Genomic DNA, 15,249 nt, shown 5'->3' on the forward strand with positions numbered 1-15,249 from the left:
TTTACATTTCAAGACTTGAAAAACGCCGTCTGAAGAAGTATAATATTAAATACCTATAAGCAATAGGCGGTTTACAGGAAAGTACACCTTTCTGTAAAACCGCCTATTTACAATAATTTGGCTTTTTCGTAGATTTCTGCCCGGTAGCGAAAGGTCGCAAGGGGCATACCACACTCTTTTGCGGCTGCTGTGCCGGTAATTTTCCCGGCACGCCACCTCTGATAAACAGCATGAAAGTTATCCGGCAAGGGGCGTGGTGGTCGCCCAAAGCGCACACCCCGCGCCTTTGCTGCCGCGATACCCTCTGTTTGCCGCTGTCTGATATTGGTGCGCTCGTTTTCTGCCACAAAGGACAGCACTTGAAGCACAATATCCGAGAGAAATGTTCCCATAAGGTCTTTTCCCCGGCGCGTATCAAGCAGGGGCATATCCAAAACCACAATGTCAACGCCCTTGTCCTTTGTGATGATACGCCATTGCTGTAAGATTTCTTCATAGTTGCGTCCCAGACGATCTATGCTCTTGATATAGAGCAGGTCGTCTTTTTTCATTTTTCTAAGCAGCTTTTTGTACTGTGGACGCTCAAAATCTTTGCCGGATTGCTTATCCATAAAGATATTCTTATCTGAAACGCCTACCTCGCGTAAGGCGATAAGCTGCCTGTCCTCGTTTTGTTCTCTTGTGCTGACACGCACATAGCCGTAAATGCTTCCAGTCAATTTTTATCCTCCTGTTCGTTTTACATAGACATCAACCGTCCTTACCTAATAATTTTACTGTATCTTTGTGTCATGGCTTGCTTTTCCCGGCTGAAATACCATGCTTCTTTGCATAGTCGCTTGCCGCCTGTCTGCGTTCCTCGCTGTATGGTGCGGTCAGACGGAAAGAGAAGCGTCCCTTTGCAATCTCAAACTCCATACAGCCCGTTTCCGGGTCGCTGTCGGTCAGCTTACAGACAGAGGGGAAGCGGCGGCTGTACGCGGTCAGCCTGTTCTTCAAGTCGGTGTTGTGGGTGCGGATATGGATAAGGGGGTCTTTCTCGTCAAACCAAATATCGGTGGTCTTTTCCTGCTTTTTCAGTCCTGTTTTCATAAACTCTCCTTTCTGCGCCCCTGTTACGCAGTAGGGGCATTTTTCGGGTGTTTTCTTCGGCTCTTGACTTGGGAAAAACGGCGTTTTTTCAATAGAAAATGCTCTGGCGATACATTCCTCGTCCAGAGTGTTCCAATCGTCAAATATTCCGTTTTTACGGCTCTTGACCGTCAGACGCAGAAAAATGCGAATAGTCGGCAAGTATCGCTTTCAGCAGCTTGTCGCGGAATGTTTCTGCGCTTCTGTGATTGAAAAACAACTCCGCAACGATGGTCTGTCCGTTCCGCTGTGTTGTGATGATACCATCCGGCTGCTTCTGCGCGGTGGTTGTGGTTTTCTTTTCTGTCATTGGGTCACTCCTTCCTTTGGGTGCAAAAAAAGGATTTCCCATAGTTGGAAAATCCCTTTCTGCTGTCGGTTATTCTGTTTTACGATACGGGCAGCGCAGCGGCTTGCGCCTTTCGCTTTGCCCGATATTCCCGCGCCTTGATGCGTTCATACTCCCGGCGTTTTTCAAGGTTTTTCGCCCGGTATTCCTTTGAGTAGTTCCGATGATAAGCGCGGCTCTTTTCCTTTTGGGCTTCTTCGATTTTCTCCCGCATTTGCCGGATTTCTTCCTCTGTCGGCTCTGCAAGCTGTGTCAGTTCGTTTTCAAACTTGCCGATATAGCTGAAATATATCCCGATATGCTGAACAGCTTGTTTTGCCCTTTTCTTATCGCGCTCATGCACTTCAATTCTGCTGATAAATTCATTGAGAATGGCGGGGGTAAGGTCGGTAAAGGCGGCGTAGCGTTCTATCAGCTTCAAAAACTTATGCGCCCATCCTCCTGCGTCCTCAAACGCGGATAACTGTTCTTTGAGTTCTGCAAGTTCCGCTTTCAGCGTATAGTATTCCTCCGAATATTTCTGTGACATTTGCTCGTATCGGTCTTGTGGGATAGCACCGAGGGCGTTATCCTCGTAGAGTTTATTCAGCACCTTGTCAATCTGTTCAAGGCGTGTTGTAATTTGCGGAATACGCTTCTGCTGTTTTTTGCTCTTGTCCGTCTGCTGCATATCAAGGTTTTTTCGGACTAATGCTTCAAATTCCTCCCGGTTGCTTATGGAGTATTCTGCAACTTTTTTCAGAACATCCGCGATAGTCTGCATGACTAAATCAGCGTCTATGATGTGCGGGGAATTGCATTTGGGATTTTTGGCTTTGCCCTTGTGGTACTCGCTGCAAAAGGCAACATGACGCTTGCCGCCGTTCCTGTAATCTATGCGAATGTGCATTTTTGCGCCGCAGTCTTTACAGAACATCAAGCCCGACAAAGGGTGGATTTCTCCGTCCCCGTTAGGGCGTCTGACAGGCGCGTTTTCCAAAATCCGCTGTACGGTTTCAAAGTCGGCGCGGTCGATAATCGGCTCATGCACATTCTCGGTTATCTGCCATTCGCTTTTATCTACATAGTGGTTGCGCTTGTCCCGAAAATGCTTTGTGGTCTTGAAATTGACAACATCACCACAATACTCCTGCCTTGTGAGTATCTTGGTTAAGGTTGCTTTGTTCCATTTATAGCGATTTTCCTCGTTCAGCGGTCTGCTTTTCGCTGTCCCTCTGTCGTGCTGTTTGAGGTAGAACGTAGGCGTGAGGATTTGCTCGTTTTTGAGATATACGGCAATTTGGTTTCTGTTCTTCCCGCCGATAAACAGACGGAAAATCAAGCGTACCACTTCGGCGGCTTCCTCGTCGATTATCCAAAAATCCTTGTTGTTCGGGTCTTTCATATATCCGTATGGGGCTTCGGTGGCGATGGGTTTGCCGCTTGCACCCTTGGTCCTGATACCCGTTTTTACTTTCTTGCTGATGTCCTTTGCGTACCACTCCGACATGATATTGATAAAGGGCGCAAACTCCAATGTATCGGGATTGTCGCTGTCTATGCCGTTATTGACCGCGATAAAGCGGACATTGTTCCGTCTGAATACCTCCATTGCATTGCCGACTTGGAGATAATCACGCCCCCAGCGCGTCAGGTCTTTCATAATGCAGACGCCTATTTTTCCGTTTTCCACATCCTCCATCATGCGGGAATAGGCAGAGCGGTCAAAGAACCTGCCGCTTTCGTCATCGTCAATGTAGTGCCGGATATTGGTTAATCTCTGCTGTTGGGCGTACCGTTCCAGAAATGCCTTTTGGTTTACAATGCTGTTGCTCTCGCCGCCATCTCTGTCCTCGTCCCCGACGGAAAGGCGGGAGTAAAGGGCTGTAATTTTATTATATTCGTTCATGTGCATACCTCCTGCGTCCACATAGTTTTCCTTACAGTTAAGATTATGCACCACAGCGGGCGCTGCCGTACTCCGCATCCCGGCGAAACTTCTTTGCGTTCTTGCTTTTGAAGTAGATCAGCAGGCGGAACGCCACCGCCCCCACAATGCCCACCAACCAGTCAAAGAGAGCAAGGCCGGGGGCAAAGTCGGCAATGGCCGCACCGATGGTCTGTCCCAGCCCCAGCAGCTTATGGGCAAAATCGCTGCCTGCCGCCAGACGGTAGGCCGTCCCCAGTTTGAGGAACACCCAGCCGATGAACACATAGGGAATGTTGGGCAGCACATATTTACGGAGCTTATCTGTCATGCGACACCTCCTTGATATGCTCCTTGGGCGGCTTTTCCTTGGCAAGCTGCTGTTCCGCCTGCTTCATCTGTTCGGGGATCGTGGGCTGGCGGGACTTGGCCTTATCCAGCACCTTGCGGGAATATTCCGAAAAGCAGGCGGTCATAGCGTCCGCCTGCCCGGACTTGAAGAACAGCAGGTATTTCCCCGGTTCAGTTTGATAAAAGGCATAGTCCACATTCCACTTTCGGGCTACCCGGTCAAAGAGTTTTGTATCCCCGGACAGTTCAAGGCTGTTGGTGGATGCGCTGTGCGCCATGAGTTTTTTCACGGTCTGCTTGCCGTGTGGCGTCTGCTTTGCCCGGTGTGCCTTGGCAATTTTGCGTCCCACCGCCCGAACAACATAGGCAAGCCCCCGAGCGGTCAGCTTCGACGCCTTTACCGATATGGCGATCGTGCGCCGGGAAATATCTTCGTCTACCAGCCGTCATCGCCTCCTTTCACAGTTATAAAATGGTAAGTCCGTGTTGCCTTAGTTGAATTGTTCACATATCTCGGATATAATAAGAACTGATTTATGAAGTCCAATGCCGAGGAGATATTGTTATGATAGAGACTGTATTTAGCAAGAGCGCATACGGAAGTCTAAAGCTGGCACAAAACTGTGGTGCAGATAAACATTCAAGCGCATCCATCGGCCTTGTTTTATCAGGCCGTACAAATATATCCCCGGAAGAACTTGAAACATTAAAAGCAGATGCAGAATTGCAGGCTCACCGCAAATGGGAAACCTCAATTCCGTTAGGTGGAAATCCGGCGGATGTCTATTGCATCGATGTCGCATGGAGCATGGGTGATATTTCCGATGATGAGATTGGCAACAACCGCAAGAGCGTATTAGAACAAGCCTTCTTTGTTTGGCCGAACAGAGAAGATAATGAACAATATATTTTGGAGACACTCCGCTCAGCGAAAACGGCTTTGCACGAAATCCTTGACCGCGCCTCTCGGGGTGAGCCTGTGCGGATTTGGTATAGCCATAATCCCGATGAAATTTGCGGGTTCTATTGGCTGCTGGCGCAGCTCAAAAAGCTGCCCGCAATCGGCTCAATATATGCTGTCAAACTGCCGGAATGGGAATACTCTACCGATAACACCCTTTGTACGCACATTGGTTGGGGAGAAATCTCGCCCGAAGAATGGGGGAAATATCTGCCTCTGCAACGGGAGGTCAAACCGGCATTATTAAATGCCTGTGCTATGCGCTGGAAACAGCTCCAACAAGAAAACGCCCCCTTGCGTATTTATCTCAACGGAAAACTTCAGAGCGCTTCGGAAAATATCTATGACAGTTTTATTCTGCGAGAGGTGGACGAGCAAGCGGACGAATTTTCAGAAGCAAACCTAATTGGGAATGTCCTGGGCAAAAATCAGCTTGGCATCGGAGATGCGTGGATCGCGCTGCGGATGGAGAAGTTTATCAAAGAGGGAATGTTCACTATTGTGACAACTCCGTCTGCGGATGATTTGATCTATCATCGCACGCTTCGTAAATGCCCCTAAATAAATGCTATGTGTTATTTACGGCACCGATAAAAGGCGAGCAGACTAAACTGCTCGCCTTCTTTTCCGCTTTGGGACAAGTTGTCCCAAAGTCAGCGGTCATCATGCTCCTTTCTCGGGTGCAGGCGCTCGCCCTCCAAGGATGAGCGGTCTATGATCTCCTTGTAGGCCGCCATCTGCTCCCGGATATTCAATTTGGGGTATGCAAAAATGCGGTGTTCGGCGGGAATGTCCTCGATGCCGTGGTACACCTCCTTGAAGTCGCCGCTGCGGGTCAGATAGCCCGTGGGGGCGAAGTGACCGCCCTCGTTGATCCGCATATCCCGTCCGTAGGCTTCAAAATCGAAGTAGGGTAGCACATTGTCCGGCACATCCAGTAGTTCCATGTCCTCCACATAGATGCGCCCCAGCGTTTCATCGTCGGTCACGCCGGGGTGTAAATCGTAGCAGTCCAGATTGTGAACAAGGTTGATGATGTCCTCTACGCTGGAAGTATGGTCGCCCTTGTTGAGCGCAGCCTCCAGCGTTTCGATCTCGTCGCTGTCCAGCTCGGAAATGAGATGCGCCAGATGGTTCAGCTCGTCCAAGTTTTCATACTCGGTGAGATAGTCGTATAAGCCCATCACATCGCCGTCAAAGGCAGTGATGAAAAATTCCTCATACAGCACACCGTCCACGCCGATATTTTTTAGAAGCGATTGCACCTCCTCCGTGGTGGCCGGAAATTTCAGCGTTTCACCCACAAGCTGCCCCTCGGCATATTTGCCGAGGTTGGTGATGTAGGCTTCAAATACCGTCATTTGCACCTCCTTTTGTCAGCGCCTCCGCAATCCCCGCCATGATGTACTCAGCACAGGGCAGCGCGATGGCGTTTCCCAATGCCCGGTAACGGTGGGAGGATAGAATTTCCTCGCCGTCCGCGCCGTACTTTGTCCAGCCCTCCGGCAGCCCCATGAGCCGCTCACATTCCGTTTCCGTGGGAAAGCGGACGCAGCCCCCGGCAGGATCGTTCTCATACCAAAAGGCAAAGGGTGAAATGCCGCCCGCTAACAGAGTGGGAAAAGGGTCAGTTGGCAGTCCGAAGCTGTTTCGGAACGCTGTTTCCGTCCGCTCCTTGGCGGACGCCCGCATACGGAAGCATTGAAAGGGTCGGGTGACTGGTACGCGCCGCCCTGCTTCAATAAAAGAGCCTCGATCTCCGCAGGCGGCGGGCAGCCCGCGATCTCCGCCAAATGCAGGAAGTGACTGCATTGTGCGGGGCTTAAAAAGTATTTCATGGGAACGCCGTCCTCCAAAATCTGCCACAAGAAAGATGCGCTGCCGTCGTGCCAGTCGGGGGCTTGACCAATGCTGGGCGTCCATGAGCCGCCAGCAGAGGTCAGGCGTTCGCCCTCGCACCATTCCGGCTCCTGCCCATCTTCCAGAAGCAGGCATTGAAACATCGGTGTCTGTGAAAGCGGATAGGACGGCTCTAAAATCCATCCTGTCATTTGATGAAAACGCTCCCATGACATTTTCCCAAACAGCGATTGCTGGAAATAGACCATTTGTCGCCTCCCTCATTTCACGGATAATGCGGATGGCTTGAAAGAACAGGCTGGACTTTTCTCCCGCAAGCCCTTTGCGGTTGCCGATCTGCGAGAGATTTTGACACGGTGAGCCAAAGGTGATGATATGGACGGGCGGGAGATCCCGCCCGTCCAGCTTTGTCACATCCCCCAAATGCGCCATATCGGGAAAGTGGCGCTTGGTGATGGAGATAGGGGCATTTTCGATCTCACTTGCCCATACCGGCTCAATGCCGCAGCGCACCGCCGCCAGCGGAAACACGCCGATCCCGTCAAACAGGCTCCCCAGCCGGAGCGCCGTCATCTTATCTGCGCCCCTGTCCCTTGACGGTCAAAATGCCCTCAAGGGTGGTGGCGGTGATACCCAGCCGCTGGGCAACGGCGATGTCGTTCTTCATGGCCTCGGTAACGGTATGACCGCACACCACCAGCACATGAGAGCGGCGGAGCAGGTCGCGCCCCATGTCAATGCCGCTCTTATGCTCCTCGGGAACGGCGTCATTGAGGAAAAGCGGCTGATAGAGCGTCGGGCAGATGGGCGAAAAGCCCGCTTCATACACCGTGCGGCAATACTGCGCCGCCAGCTTTGTGTTTTCGTGGTCGCTGCCGCACCATGCGGCGGTGATATATGCAAGGGGTCGTTTCATTGTAAAATACCTCCGTTTTGTAATGTAGTAGTTCAACCCAAACCCCACGCCCTTTCCCATTCTTGGGAAAGGGGGCGGCTCTGGAGGATATACCCCCGCCGCTTGCCGGAGAAAAAGCATAGCCGGGACAGACGGTCAAGGGCTGGCCGCCGTAAACGGCGGTGCGATGCACCCTTGACAGCCCGCTCCCGGCCATGCTGAAATACAGGCGGCGACGGGGGATATAACCACAAGAGCCATCCGGGGAAACGAAAGACCTCGGGACAAAAAGTCCCAAGGTCACTTTTCAAGATCCGTTTTCTTTTCGGGCTTGCCCAGCTCGGGCGGCTGCTTGGCTTTCCAGTCATCCAGCAGAGAAATGATCTTGTCTTTCATTTCCCTCGGGGACTTGTCCTTGCCGAAATACTTTTCCAGTTCCGCACTATTGATGATCACCTTGTCTACCTCCTTTTTCTCCTGCGACAGAATACCGTCGATCACATCACCGTTGAGCTTGCCGTCCTTGTCCAGCTCCCGCATTTTCTGCGCCTGCGACAGCGAGGGCGAGGACTGCTGCCCCTCAATGGACACGGCGATATACCTCTGATTTTTGGGGCGGATGAATGAGATCTCCACCGCCGGGGTGAACGCCAGTTTTTTCTCGTCCACCATTTTCTGCAAATCCGGTACAAGCTCGGTCAGGCGGATATACCGCTGCACCTGCTTGTAGTTCATGCCGTTACGATCTCCCACGACCTGCGTGGAGCGTTTTCCGGCGTCCTTGTCCTCCTCGCCGGGGCGGGAGCCTTGGTGCTTGATGGCCTCCACCTGCATTTTGAGTGACTGCGCCTTTTCCGTGGGCAAAATGCGCTCACGGTGGCGGAGGTTGTCATCCGTCATGGCGAGGATGGCTTCATCGTCCGTCATGTTGCGGACGATACAAGGCATATTCGCAAATCCGGCAAGCTCACTTGCCCGCTGGCGGCGGTGGCCTGCGATGATCTCATAGCCGCCATCCTCACGGGGACGCACCAGTGCGGGCTGATTGACGCCTGCCGCCTTGACCGACTCCACAAGCCCTTGCATCTCCGCATCGTCCCGGACACCAAAGGGATGATTTTTGAACGGGTGCAGGTCGGACAGATTGAGATAGACGATCTCCTCTTTTTCGGCGCGGGTGGCGTCACGGGGCGCAGGCGGTTCCGGCGTGACCTCCGCACCAGCGGGAGCGCCGCCCTTATCCACGGCAGGCTTCTCCGGGATGGGCTTGCTTTGGGACTTTTTGTCCCGAGCTTTGGGCGGCTTTGCCTTATCGGGAGAGGCCTTGCCCTCCTTGGACGGGCGACCTCTGCCGGGCTTGGCAGCCTTGTCCTTTTCGGTAGACGGCTTCTGCTTGACCGTCTTTTTCTCTTCCTTGGCCGCCTCGTCACGGGCGGCGGAAAAATCCACCACCTTGCCGGAATGTGCCGGGGCGGGATCGTCCTTGCCGGGAGCGGGCGGCTGCGCCTGTTCCTTTTCGGCCTTGGGGACTTCGGGAGCGGCAGGCTCCTCCACCTCGGCGTGGGTAACAGCGTCAGCGGGATCAGGTACGGCCTCACCCATTTCAAAGAGCGCCGCCTGCCCCTCGTGTTCCAGCATGACCGCCTCTGCGTCGGTCAGCGCAGCCTCGGGAGCGGGCTGCTCCGGCACGGCGGCATTTTCTACCGCAGGAGCGGGAGCCTCGGCGGGCGGGGCTGCTTCGGGAATGTTCTTCTTATCATCTGCCATTTGCAAACCTCCTTTTCATGGCATGAAAAAAGCCAGTCCGCAGACTGGCCGGGTGGAAGTGACCTCCCTTCATGGTTTATATATGAAAACGCCGCCCGTTGTCCTGTTGGGCGGCGTTGTTCTCAATTTTAAGCTCCCGCTGCCTATAAAGATTTAGGCAACGGGAGCTTTTGTTAGAATAAAAACCTCTTGCTGACTGCCAGATTGATACTTTCAATTTTAGTCCGTTGTAGTTTTATTTGCTGCTCGCATCTCTTCGTCCAAGTCGGCAAACATCAGCTTTAGCAAGATGTCTGCCATGCTTTCACCGTCTTTCCTGTACCGTGGCTCAACGATAAAAACTCGACCGCCAATTTCGTATCGTTGGGACTCTCCGGCAATATATTCTTTTTCCATGCCTGCACCTCCTTTCCAACATGGACACAAAAATTATATCATGCCGTGGAGGGGCACAAAGCAGAAAAATTATTTTCCTTGATATACGGGCTTTCTTTGACTATAATGAAAGACATTCAGGGTGTGTTTTGGGGTTGCCCGCGTATTGAAGCGCTCTTTTGGCCCGGTTTAGGGGGGTATGTAACCGCACTAACCGGGAGAGCGCTTGAATGGCATTCAAGAGGTCAGCGGTTCGATCCCGCTTATCTCCACCAAAAACCTTGAAGTTTTGACTTCAAGGTTTTTTCTTTTGTAAACGGGGTGGGGAGCTTGGAAGCAGAAAAGTGCATAGGAAAGCGGGTGCTGGATTGGCTGCGCCGGGACCCGGTGCTGGCGGCCTCCTGTGCGGCGGCACTGCTCTCCACTTTATTTGTACCGCCCTCCCGGGCCTATCTCTCCTATCTGGACCTGCGCGTTCTCTGCCTGCTGTCCTCTCTGATGGTGACTGTGGCGGGATTGAAAAAGGCCGGCGCCTTTGCATTCCTGATGGGCCGAATCCTGAAGGTGGTACATAATACCCGTACTCTGTCCGCCGCATTGATCGGCGTCTGCTTTTTCACCAGCATGCTGGTGACCAATGACGTTGCGTTGATTACCTTTGTCCCTCTTACCATTCTGATGCTTGCGCAGCGGCAGCGGCTGATGGCATTTGTCATCGTGCTCCAAACAGTGGCCGCCAATCTTGGCAGCATGCTCACCCCCTTGGGGAATCCTCAGAATCTCTACCTGTATGGCCGGTTCAACCTGTCTGCCGGGCGGTTTTTGTCCATCATGGCGCTTCCCACCGCCATCTCCCTGCTGCTGTTGTGCCTGGCCCTTCTGTGGATCAGGCCTGAGGCCGTTGTAGCGCCGGTGGAGGCGATGCCCGCTTGCCCCAAAGCGGTGCTTCCCTGGGCCGGGCTGTTCTGCGTGTGCCTGCTGGCTGTGCTCCACGTGCTTCCCTATGGGCTGGCCCTTGCGGTTGTAGTGCTTGCAGCGGCCGTTCTGGACCGTCCTATCCTGCGCAGTGTGGATTACAGCCTGCTGCTCACCTTTGCGTTCTTTTTCCTGCTGATCGGAAACATCAAAAGCATCCCCGCCGTCAGCCAAGGGCTTTCCACCCTGCTGAACGGGCGGGAGTTGACCGCCGGCATCCTGCTGAGCCAAGTTATCAGCAATGTGCCTGCGGCGATGCTGCTGGCCGGGTTTACGGAGAACTATGAGCCTCTTCTCTTAGGCGTGAACATAGGGGGGCTTGGCACGCTGATCGCCTCCATGGCCAGCGTGATCTCCTACAAGCTGTATGCCGCACAGGAGAGTGCCCGGCCCGGCAGATACCTGGCCCTGTTTACAGGAATCAACCTGCTGTTCCTTGGCGTGCTGTGGGCCGCCGCGGCACTGCTCTGACAATCGATGAAAAGCGCCGGGAGGATCCCCCCGGCGCTTTTATTATAAAAGGGGCGATGCGCCTCCCAAATATAAGACCGGAAGGCCTTTTGACCGGGCGTAGCGCACCGTGTAGGCTGTGCCGCCGGTAGACCTGGCGCAGTAGGCCACGCATGTGCCGCTGTGATCCACCAGGTGGCGGTTGCGGCGGTGCATGCAGCCCCGGTCATAGTGGTCGGAGACATAGACCACTTTGTCGGCGGAAGACAGAATGCGCTGGTATTCAGCCACGTCTTCACTGCGCCAGCCCCTTGTCTGCTCCGGGCAGGGGAGTACCAGAATGAGGCGGATTTGCGGGAATTCCCGGCGCAGGCGCAGAACGGTCTGGGCGGCCAGGGTGTCGAACCCCAGCGCGCCGCCGGCGCCGTAGTAGACCACTCCCTGGGCGGTCAGATCGCGCAGCGTTTGCTCCAGCTCCTGCTCCAGGGCGGGGCGGACCTCCTTGGGGATTTGCCGGTGGCCGGTGAAGCAGCAGGTCTTTGATTTCATGTCCATAAAATAAAATACCTCTTGGGCTATGCATAGCCTATATTGCCCATCAAAATTGTGTAAGATGAAGGCAATCTTTGATGGAGGTGGGAAGGAATGGATACTGTAACCGCTGTGCGGAACCGGATTCTGGAACTGTGTGGAGAGCGGGATCTGACCATCAATCATCTGGCAAACCTGGCGGGACTCCCTCCGTCCAGCCTGAAGAACATCCTATATGGAAAGAGCCAGAATCCGAAGATTGTCACCATCAAAAAACTGTGTGACGGCTTGGAGATCACCCTGCCGGAATTCTTCAACACAAAGGAATTCACCGAGCTGGAGCAGGAGATCCGCTGACCGGATGCGCTTTTGCGTGTCCGGTCCTTTTCATACTTTGATTATAGGCAGTCGGATAGCCGAATCCTGTCGAAAAAAGGGAGTGCCAAAGAGGGGATGACAAAATCTGGCTGCGGTGATAAAATATGTAGGAATCCACGAGACAGGAGATACTATGGACGATTATTTTCACGTGATATTGCAGCCGGACGACATCCGGGCCATCAGCAGCATCGGGCTGGCCCACTTGGGCGACGCGGTGTACGAGCTGTTGGTACGGACGTGGCTGTGCGCCCACGGCAAGGCAACCGGAAAAGGCCTCCACCGCGCCACCATCGGACTGGTGTGCGCGCCGGCCCAGGCGCAGCGGGCGGAGCGGATCCTGCCCCGGCTGACGGAGGAGGAACTGGCGGTATTCCGCCGGGGCCGCAATGCCCAGGTGCACAGCATCCCCCAGCACGCCAGCCGCGGACAGTACGCGGAGGCCACCGCGCTGGAGGCGCTGTTCGGCTACCTCTACCTGCAGGGCAGGCAGGAGCGGATCAACCAGCTATTTCTATGGATGATGGAGGAGTGAGCCATGCCACTGGACGCCCTTTGCCTTCACGCGGTGGTGGAGGAGCTGCGGCCCCGGATTGTGGGGACGCGGATTGACAAGGTGCAGCAGCCCGCAAGGGACCAGGTGATTTTATTGCTGCGCAAGGACCGGCTTCTGCTGAATGCCGGCGCCAACTCTCCACGCATCCACTTGACCGCCCAGTTGCGGGACAACCCGGCCCAGCCACCCATGTTCTGCATGCTGCTGCGCAAACACCTGACCGGCGGAAAGCTGATCGCCCTGGACCAGCCCGGCCTGGAGCGGGTGGTGGAGTTGACGTTCGAAGTCACCACTGAGTTGGGTGAGCCGGGCGTCCGCAAGCTGGTGTTGGAGGCCATGGGCCGCCGGTCCAACTTGATCCTTTTGGATGGAGAGGGGCGGATCGTCGACTGTATGCGCCGGGTGGACGCGGAGATGTCACCGCTGCGCCAGGTGCTGCCGGGCCTCTATTACCGGCTGCCGCCCGCCCCCGAGGGCAAGGAGTCATTGATCGAGGCGACGGAGGAGTCCTTCCGGGAGGCTTTCGGCCGCGCCAATCCGGAGAAGACGGTGGACGGATGGCTGTTGGAGCGCTTCTTCGGCCTCTCTCCGCTGACGGCCCGGGAGATAAGCTGCCGCTGCGGCGCAGAGCGGCTCTTTGAACTGGGCGGAGACGGCGCCGGCCGGCTGTGGAACGAGATCGTGCAGCTTCAAGATACGATACGGGAAAATCACTTTACACCGACTGCAATCAAACGGGATGGGAAGTTTGTGGATTTCTCCTACCGGGAGATTTTACAGTATGGAGCCGATGTGGAACAGGCCGTCTATGGCAGCTTTTCTGAGCTGATGGACGACTTCTATGAAGAACGGGAACGCCAGGACCGGGTGCGCCAGCGGGGGCAGGACATCATCCGCACCGTCACCACGGCCCGGGATCGTGTGGCCCGGAAGATCGCATTGCAGGAAAAGGACTACGCCGCTACAAAGGATCGGGATCAGCTGCGCATCTGCGGCGATCTGATCACCGCCAACCTCTACCGGATGGAGAAGGGGATGCCCTCTTTCACCACAGAAAATTTTTATGATGAGGCCTGCGGGCCCATCACCATCCCGTTGGACCCACTGCTGACGCCTCAGCAGAACGCCGCCAAATTCTATAAGCGGTACAACAAGACGAAAACCGCCGAACGGTATCTGGCAGAGCAGCTGACAAAGGGCAGGGGGGAGCTTAGTTATCTGGAAAGCGTGCTGGAGGAGATCGGCCGGGCGGAGAGTGAGCAGGACTTTATGGAGATTCGCTCCGAACTGCGCCAGGCGGGATACCTCCGGCGCCAGAGCGGGGAGCGCAAGGAGATGAAGCGCCCGGCCTCCCGGCCCAGGGAGTTCCGCTCCTCCGCGGGGATGCGCATCCTGGTGGGACGGAACAACCGCCAGAACGATGCGCTGACCACAAAGGAGGCTGACCGCCGGGACCTCTGGTTCCACACCCAGAAAATCCACGGTTCCCATGTGATTTTGTGCACCCAGGGCCGTGAGCCGGACCGGCAGAGCATGATGGAGGCCGCCATGCTGGCAGCCTGGTTTTCCCAGGCCAGCGGGGGGCAGAATGTTCCGGTGGACTATACGCCGGTAAAATTTGTGAAAAAGCCTGCCGGAGCCCAGCCGGGCATGGTGGTGTACGAGACGTATCAGACCGTTTATGTGACGCCGGAGGAGACTCTGGCCAAGAAGCTGGAGGTCAGGCGGTGAATTGCTGCATCCTTATGGGAAGCCCCCGGAAAAACGGGAATACCCAGGCCCTGACGGCCCCCTTTGCCGGGGAACTGGAACGGCTTGGCATTGGGTGCAGCACCCTTTGGCTCTATGACCTGGAGCTGAAGCCCTGCCTCGGCTGCCGGGCCTGCCAGCGGGACTGGGCTCAGTTTGGATGTGTCCAGCGGGATGATATGCAAAAGGTATTTGACTCCGTGCTTGCCTGCCAGCTTCTGGTGCTGGCCACGCCGGTTTACTCCTGGTACTGCACGCCGCCCATGAAGGCTGTGCTGGACCGGCTGGTGTACGGCATGAATAAGTACTATGGCGAGGAGAAGGGCCCCTCTCTTTGGGAAGGGAAGAAGGTAGCGTTGATCACCACCTGCGGTTACCCGCCGGAAAAGGGGGCTGATTTGCTGAACGAGGGGCTGCGGCGCTATTGTAAGCACTCCAGGCTCAGCTATCTTGGCATGTTAGCGGAGCGCCACATGGGCTATGGCAGTGTTTTCATGGATCGGGAAAAGGAGCGTCACGCCGTGGAGTTCGCACGCCGTGCGGCCGCTGCGCTCTATTGATATGGCAAAAAAGGACGGCCCCATCGGGGCCGTCCTTTTGCTTGGAAATCAGCTTACGCAGTGTGAGGTGCGTGGCCGGTTTCCTCGCGCTCCCTGAACAGGAGAGAGATGCACCAGAGTCCGGCGATGCCGACCAGTGCGTAGATGATTCGGCTGAGGGTCGCCATCTGTCCGCCGCACAGGAAGGCTACAATATCGAAGCCGAAAATTCCGATGCTGCCCCAGTTCAGGGCGCCGATAATCGTCAGGATGAGGGCAATCTTATCGATGACCATCTTTGATTCCTCCGTTTTTAATGAAGTTTGTGCTTTGATAGTTTACCCGCGGCAACAAAATATATACATCCTGTCCGTGGACTGTACTATGCAGGGGTTGTCATGTGAAATATTTGGAATATTCATTGAAAAGGAGCCGCCAACTATAGTATAATGTCAATCAAAACAGGTTATTCATGG

18 protein-coding genes, 1 tRNA gene and 1 pseudogene are annotated in these 15,249 nt (G+C 54.8%); 7 read left to right on the forward strand and 13 right to left on the reverse strand.

From position 1 onward, the window contains the following. Positions 1–107 precede the first annotated feature (107 nt). The 6 genes and pseudogenes from H8790_RS05410 to H8790_RS05435 all read right to left on the reverse strand — a co-directional run bounded on the left by H8790_RS05410 (position 108) and on the right by H8790_RS05435 (position 4,180). Positions 108–719, reverse strand: coding sequence for a recombinase family protein (locus H8790_RS05410; protein WP_071143484.1), 612 nt, complete (start codon positions 717–719; stop codon positions 108–110). Between the two features lie 70 nt (positions 720–789). Then, complete coding sequence (locus H8790_RS05415; RefSeq protein ID WP_071143485.1) at positions 790–1,092, reverse strand: hypothetical protein; 303 nt, start codon at positions 1,090–1,092, stop codon at positions 790–792. A 154-nt stretch (positions 1,093–1,246) separates the two neighbouring features. Continuing rightward, positions 1,247–1,441: a transposon-encoded TnpW family protein gene (locus H8790_RS05420; protein ID WP_071143486.1), complete on the reverse strand. Its 195-nt coding sequence runs from the start codon at positions 1,439–1,441 to the stop codon at positions 1,247–1,249. A gap of 79 nt (positions 1,442–1,520) precedes the next feature. Next, entirely contained in the window at positions 1,521–3,368 is a 1,848-nt protein-coding gene (locus H8790_RS05425) for a recombinase family protein (protein ID WP_207732025.1), read from the reverse strand. A 49-nt stretch (positions 3,369–3,417) separates the two neighbouring features. Next, positions 3,418–3,717: pseudogene (locus H8790_RS05430) on the reverse strand (hypothetical protein); the annotation flags it as partial. Continuing rightward, the gene (locus H8790_RS05435) at positions 3,707–4,180 is read right to left on the reverse strand and encodes a PcfB family protein (protein WP_187334235.1); all 474 of its coding nucleotides are present in this window, start codon (positions 4,178–4,180) and stop codon (positions 3,707–3,709) included. The gene H8790_RS05435 and the pseudogene H8790_RS05430, both read right to left, overlap by 11 nt. 122 nt (positions 4,181–4,302) lie before the next feature. Here H8790_RS05435 and H8790_RS05440 point away from each other — a divergent pair, with 122 nt between their 5' ends. Continuing rightward, the gene (locus H8790_RS05440) at positions 4,303–5,259 is read left to right on the forward strand and encodes a DUF3658 domain-containing protein (protein ID WP_187333882.1); all 957 of its coding nucleotides are present in this window, start codon (positions 4,303–4,305) and stop codon (positions 5,257–5,259) included. A gap of 92 nt (positions 5,260–5,351) precedes the next feature. Here the strand turns inward: H8790_RS05440 and H8790_RS05445 are convergent, their stop codons facing one another. The 5 genes from H8790_RS05445 to H8790_RS05465 all read right to left on the reverse strand — a co-directional run bounded on the left by H8790_RS05445 (position 5,352) and on the right by H8790_RS05465 (position 9,616). Then, a complete protein-coding gene (locus tag H8790_RS05445; protein ID WP_187333883.1) occupies positions 5,352–6,059 on the reverse strand; it encodes an antirestriction protein ArdA in 708 nt (235 codons plus the stop codon). Continuing rightward, the gene (locus tag H8790_RS05450) at positions 6,046–7,131 is read right to left on the reverse strand and encodes a DNA cytosine methyltransferase (protein WP_187333884.1); all 1,086 of its coding nucleotides are present in this window, start codon (positions 7,129–7,131) and stop codon (positions 6,046–6,048) included. Before H8790_RS05450 ends, H8790_RS05445 begins: the two co-directional genes overlap by 14 nt. 1 nt (position 7,132) lies before the next feature. After that, positions 7,133–7,474, reverse strand: coding sequence for a DUF7768 domain-containing protein (locus H8790_RS05455; RefSeq protein ID WP_117473715.1), 342 nt, complete (start codon positions 7,472–7,474; stop codon positions 7,133–7,135). Between the two features lie 279 nt (positions 7,475–7,753). Further along, a complete protein-coding gene (locus H8790_RS05460; protein ID WP_187333885.1) occupies positions 7,754–9,220 on the reverse strand; it encodes a ParB/RepB/Spo0J family partition protein in 1,467 nt (488 codons plus the stop codon). Between the two features lie 219 nt (positions 9,221–9,439). After that, the gene (locus tag H8790_RS05465; RefSeq protein WP_187333886.1) at positions 9,440–9,616 is read right to left on the reverse strand and encodes a hypothetical protein; all 177 of its coding nucleotides are present in this window, start codon (positions 9,614–9,616) and stop codon (positions 9,440–9,442) included. Positions 9,617–9,788: 172 nt separating this feature from the next. Between H8790_RS05465 and H8790_RS05470 the strand changes: the two genes are divergently transcribed. Together H8790_RS05470 and H8790_RS05475 are read left to right on the forward strand one after the other, a co-directional pair. Then, positions 9,789–9,870 (forward strand) — tRNA-OTHER (locus H8790_RS05470). A gap of 55 nt (positions 9,871–9,925) precedes the next feature. Next, entirely contained in the window at positions 9,926–11,041 is a 1,116-nt protein-coding gene (locus H8790_RS05475) for an SLC13 family permease (RefSeq protein WP_243208576.1), read from the forward strand. A 42-nt stretch (positions 11,042–11,083) separates the two neighbouring features. Here the strand turns inward: H8790_RS05475 and H8790_RS05480 are convergent, their stop codons facing one another. Next, positions 11,084–11,575, reverse strand: coding sequence for an SLOG family protein (locus H8790_RS05480; protein ID WP_318646864.1), 492 nt, complete (start codon positions 11,573–11,575; stop codon positions 11,084–11,086). A 90-nt stretch (positions 11,576–11,665) separates the two neighbouring features. On the opposite strand from H8790_RS05480, the gene H8790_RS05485 reads away from it, so the two are divergent. The 4 genes from H8790_RS05485 to H8790_RS05500 all read left to right on the forward strand — a co-directional run bounded on the left by H8790_RS05485 (position 11,666) and on the right by H8790_RS05500 (position 14,794). Continuing rightward, entirely contained in the window at positions 11,666–11,908 is a 243-nt protein-coding gene (locus H8790_RS05485; protein WP_187333887.1) for a helix-turn-helix transcriptional regulator, read from the forward strand. A gap of 154 nt (positions 11,909–12,062) precedes the next feature. Beyond that, positions 12,063–12,464, forward strand: coding sequence for a Mini-ribonuclease 3 (locus H8790_RS05490; RefSeq protein WP_187333888.1), 402 nt, complete (start codon positions 12,063–12,065; stop codon positions 12,462–12,464). A gap of 3 nt (positions 12,465–12,467) precedes the next feature. After that, positions 12,468–14,216 carry an Rqc2 family fibronectin-binding protein gene (locus H8790_RS05495; RefSeq protein WP_187333889.1) on the forward strand — a complete coding sequence of 583 codons (1,749 nt, stop codon included), beginning with the start codon at positions 12,468–12,470 and terminating at the stop codon, positions 14,214–14,216. Further along, entirely contained in the window at positions 14,213–14,794 is a 582-nt protein-coding gene (locus H8790_RS05500; protein WP_187333890.1) for a flavodoxin family protein, read from the forward strand. Before H8790_RS05495 ends, H8790_RS05500 begins: the two co-directional genes overlap by 4 nt. A 53-nt stretch (positions 14,795–14,847) precedes the next feature. Here the strand turns inward: H8790_RS05500 and H8790_RS05505 are convergent, their stop codons facing one another. Then, positions 14,848–15,069, reverse strand: a complete 222-nt coding sequence (locus tag H8790_RS05505) for a DUF378 domain-containing protein (RefSeq protein WP_187333891.1) — start codon at positions 15,067–15,069, stop codon at positions 14,848–14,850. Positions 15,070–15,249 lie beyond the last annotated feature (180 nt).

It is taken from the genome of Oscillibacter hominis (assembly GCF_014334055.1).
Classification (GTDB): Bacteria; Bacillota; Clostridia; order Oscillospirales; family Oscillospiraceae; genus Oscillibacter; species Oscillibacter hominis.